The 4,349-nt window shown below is 48.5% G+C and carries 6 protein-coding genes; all 6 read left to right on the top strand.

All coding sequences use genetic code 11. The features are described from left to right. On the top strand, positions 1 to 245 hold a 245-nt coding region (gene ihfB / locus GIW04_RS28320; RefSeq protein ID WP_236479436.1), incomplete at its 5' end, for an integration host factor subunit beta. Between the two features lie 24 nt (positions 246 to 269). After that, positions 270 to 500, top strand: a complete 231-nt coding sequence (locus tag GIW04_RS28315) for a lipopolysaccharide assembly protein LapA domain-containing protein (RefSeq protein WP_120247691.1) — start codon at positions 270 to 272, stop codon at positions 498 to 500. 322 nt (positions 501 to 822) lie between these two features. Next, positions 823 to 2,169: a Wzz/FepE/Etk N-terminal domain-containing protein gene (locus tag GIW04_RS28310; protein WP_120247692.1), complete on the top strand. Its 1,347-nt coding sequence runs from the start codon at positions 823 to 825 to the stop codon at positions 2,167 to 2,169. A gap of 465 nt (positions 2,170 to 2,634) precedes the next feature. Next, positions 2,635 to 3,078: a hypothetical protein gene (locus tag GIW04_RS28305; RefSeq protein WP_147412229.1), complete on the top strand. Its 444-nt coding sequence runs from the start codon at positions 2,635 to 2,637 to the stop codon at positions 3,076 to 3,078. After that, positions 3,075 to 4,052: a dTDP-4-dehydrorhamnose 3,5-epimerase gene (rfbC, locus tag GIW04_RS31370; RefSeq protein WP_120247693.1), complete on the top strand. Its 978-nt coding sequence runs from the start codon at positions 3,075 to 3,077 to the stop codon at positions 4,050 to 4,052. The genes GIW04_RS28305 and rfbC overlap by 4 nt, the downstream gene beginning before the upstream one ends. Continuing rightward, the coding region (locus GIW04_RS28290) for a GNAT family N-acetyltransferase (RefSeq protein WP_236479434.1) at positions 4,045 to 4,349 on the top strand (305 nt) is incomplete at its 3' end. The genes rfbC and GIW04_RS28290, both read left to right, overlap by 8 nt.

Here is a 4,349-nt window from a genome sequence, read left to right as displayed (position 1 = left end):
CATCCAAGGATGTGGAGCTGGCTATCAAGACCATGCTTGAGCAAATGTCCCAATGCCTGGCCACCGGAGATCGCATCGAAATCCGCGGCTTCGGCAGTTTCTCCCTGCACTACCGCGCACCCCGCGTAGGCCGCAACCCAAAAACCGGCCAATCCGTCAGCCTCGACGGCAAATTCGTTCCCCACTTCAAACCGGGCAAGGAATTGCGCGATCGGGTGAACGAAGAAGAGGAAGAAGGCGTCTGAGTGTTTTTGGGGAAGGAGAAGGGTATGCGTGGGGTTAAGCGCGTTGTTGCGGTGTTGATTGCGGTGCTTGCAGCGTTGGTGGTTTTGGCGTTTGTGCTGGAGAACCAGCAGGGCGTGGCGCTGTCGTTCCTGGGGTGGAGTACTGCGCAGATGCCGGTGGCGGTGTTTGTGGTGGTGGCTTTGATTGTGGGGATGATGATTGGGCCTGTGTTGGGTGTGGTTGTGCGTAGGCGTCGGGGTAAGGCGGTGGTTTAGGGTTAAGTCCTAGGGAAGCAGTCGCGTTGGCAACCGTTTGTCAGAAACCTTATCATGTCCAGCGCTTCAATCTGCCTAGCTACCTAGCCCCGCTGGTTGCGACAGTTCTCATGGGAAATTCAGAATCGTCTGGCATACATGTCAAGACTTGTAATATGCCAAAGAGATGGCAGAATGGAATCTGTTCTCGATAACAGGCATTTTGTGCGCTCAAAATTTGGCAGAGACGCCGGGTTTTGGCGGTCATCCAATTAGAATAAAAAATACGCAATTTTGTCTGCATAACGAGCCCGCAGTTTCTCTTTGAAGGCAGGTTTTTGTTGTGAGTAGTAGCCTCCGTGTCTCTCCTTTTTCTCACGCTGAAGAAATTGATTTCATTCAGCTTGTCAAAATTACCTTGCAGCGTAAAAAACTGGTTGCGGCTATTACAGTTTCGGCAGGGTTGATCGCCGTTGCCTGCGCGTTTCTGATTACTCCCACTTATGAGGTCAGCAGTGTTTTACGCCCTGCGGCCATCAATGAACTAGATGCCCTTAATCGTTCTGAGGTGTATAAGCTTCCGCCAGGCGAAGCCTTAACCAAGGTGGGGGCATCTCTAGAGTCTTATGAAACCCGGCTAGGTTTCTTTCGTGCAAACCCAGGTTTCTTCAAGGAGTTTGAAGCGCCGGGAAGGACGTTGGAGCAGAGTTTTGAAGAGTTTAATCGCAACTCAATCAGCTTGATATTGCCTGATCCCAGAAAAGCTGACTCTCTCAGTGCCTATATCAAGCTGGAAATGACTTATCCGAAGGGAGTAGACGGTGTCTCTATTCTGAATGGCCTTGTTAACTATGCGATTGATACGGAGCGAGAACAAATAGCCTCCGATATGCGCGTTATAATAAAAAACCGTCTGACTGAGATTGCAGGCAAGCTAGATGCGGCGCGTGCAAACTATGAAGTTGATAAAGAGGCCAAGATAGCATCGCTTAGCGAGCTCGATAACCTGCGCCGGGCTCAATTGCAAGATGAGCGAAAGGCGTTGAGAGCTCAGCTAAAGACATTGCGCACCGATAGAGTGGCTCAGTTGGACGAGGCAATTGGTATCGCCAAGTCGCTTGGTATCAGAAAGCCCAGCACGCCGTCACTGTTGGGCGATTCGGAACGATCACCAAGTAATAGTGTCATGCGCACCGAGATCAATAATCAACAAATTCCGCTGTATTTCATGGGGGTTGAAGCGCTTGAAGCAGAGCGTAATGCCTTGATGAAGCGCAAGTCCGACGACTTTACCGAAGGTCGAATAGCGCAAATTGCAAAAGAGCTTCAATTGCTCGAAGCCAATCGTGAGATTGAAGTGTTGAAAAGCCGTGAAAAGGAAGACCTGTTTTTGGCCGGTGTCCAGCCTCTACGTGCCGAAGAGGCGAGGCTTCGTAATTTGAGTATTGATATGGCTGGGGTTAAATTGGTCACGATAGATAGGCCAGCTCAAGAACCTTTAACTCCTTTCAAGCCCAAGCGGTTGTTGGTCGTAGTGATCGGGATCATTTTGGGCTTTATCGTCGGATGTGCTTTGGCGTTCATTTGGGCGTTCATTAGAAATCGTCAATCATTCTATCGTACTCTTCCGATTTCATCGAGCGGCGCTGGGGCGACGTCACTGGATGGCGAACCTCCCCGTATTTCTTGATGGCCGTTTATGCAGATCTGCGCTTCCTTCGGACTGGATCGTAGTGGCTTCTTTAAGAGGCTGAGCTCAGATGTTGCCTGCTCTGAGATTAATTAACTACGATCGCGCTCAGGCAGCGCCCTCTATAGTACTATTTCACGCGTCACTCAGCTCGAGGGTTAGGTGAGTGGTGGTTCGTGCAGGATGGGGCATCATCGTCATGAGGCCTGCATAGCGACCGAGCGATTTTTAAAAAGTCAATCGCCCTGATTGTAATGTTACAGAGTTTCGTTGTGTGGATTTTCGGCTCTGTCGAATCAGTGCTGAGAGAGTCCCCGGCGTAGCCAGGGCATAAGACGCAGGCGATTGACGACATTTCAGACTTAGAGCAAATTTGCGGCATAATACGTAACCTCGCGCATTTGTTTAAGTGCTCTGCTGACGCCGCATGGGGATTAGTCCAGACACCTAAGGGAAGGTAGAGATATGACGGACACCAAACTCGAAGCCTCCCCTCCTGCTGAGGGTGGGGGCGTGCTTTATCCTCTTCTGGGTTTTTGCGACCCAGCGAAGTCGCTTCATGACAAATGGGCGAGGGGGTGTCCCCCGTCTGCGTGCAAGCACGCTGGCAGCTATGAAGTTTCGTTGCTTTCAACTGATCGGGGTGAAGAATGCCCGAGTTTAAAAGTGAAGGGGCGTGGGGCAGAACGGCTTGACTCCAGCTTCCATGATTCATCATCAAAAGCTAATAAATTTGTGTGCTCCGTTGTACTGATACACCGTTTGAACATCGTTCGCCTGAAGGATATTGCTTACCATAAAGGCCGGATAGCCGTCCCCAAAAAACTAAGTGAGCATATAACCACGTTAAGTAAAGCAGGTAAGGATGATTATTTGAAAAGGCTATTGGATGAGGCTTCAGGTACATGAGGTTAACTCAAAGTGAGATTTCGGATGTAGTTATTATTCAGCCAAGCGTCTTAGAAGATGATCGAGGCTGGTTTTCTGAGGTGTTCAATGAGCCTCTTTTTCATAAAAAGCTCGAGTTGTTGGGTTGCGCTGTCCCTAGATCTTTTATCCAGGACAATCACTCTTGCTCCAAGAAAAATGTACTGCGTGGCTTGCATTACCAAATGGATCCACACGCTCAAGGTAAGTTAGTACGGGTACTCAGCGGTGCAATATATAACGTAGTTGTTGATCTGCGTAAAGGCTCGTCCACGTATGCTCAGTGGCTCGGTATAGAGCTTAGCGAAGCCAATCAAAAGATGCTCTGGATTCCTGAGGGGTTTGCCCATGGCTTTCTGGCACTGGAAGATAATACGCAATTGTTTTGCAAGACGACTGATGTCTATAGGGAACACAGTGAGCGGAGTATTCGATGGAACGATCCCGAGTTGGCTATTGATTGGCCAGTCTGTGAAAACCTAATCATCAGTGAAAGAGATCAAGCTGCTCCGCTTTTTACCGACGTGGGCTCATCGAAAGAGTCTCTTAAAGGCAGTGTTGTTGCGCACAGTCTTAAAGTTCTGGGCGACGATAGGGGCAGCTTGATTGCTCTTGAACAAGGACTGAATATTCCTTTTGATATTCGTCGCGCTTATTATATTTTTGATACACGCAAAGATGTGAGTCGAGGGTATCATGCGCACTATCGACTCCAGCAGTATATTGTTTGTGTGTCCGGAAGTTGTCGTATTTTGACGGACGATGGAGTAACGGTACAAAACACGTGGCTTGACGCTCCGCAAAAAGCGCTTCATGTAAAGAACCTGATTTGGCGGGAAATGCACGACTTTAGTGAAGATTGCGTGCTTCTGGTTTTCGCAAGCGATCACTATAAAGAGTCTGACTACATTAGAAATTATAATGACTTTAAGTTGGCGGTGAAGCGTTATGCATGATATTCAAGGGAAAACCGTACGTTTACGATTGGCTGAGAGTGATGATGCCGCATATATTCATTCGCTAAGAGTGAACTCGGCGTTAAATGAACATCTATCCGCTGTAACGGGTGACGTTGAAGCGCAGCGAGCGTGGCTTCTTAGCTACAAATCAAGAGAAAAGGCTGCGCAAGAATATTACTTTATTATAGAACGTAGTGATACAGGTCAGGCTATCGGCACGGTCAGGCTTTATGACTTTATAGGCAATAAAGAATCATTTTGCTGGGGCAGTTGGATTCTTGATGAAACCAAAAC

The sequence above is a fragment of the Pseudomonas sp. PA-4-8C genome (assembly GCF_021606625.1).
Classification (GTDB): Bacteria; Pseudomonadota; Gammaproteobacteria; order Pseudomonadales; family Pseudomonadaceae; genus Aquipseudomonas; species Aquipseudomonas lactis.
This window is presented reverse-complemented; position numbering and strand designations above follow the sequence as displayed.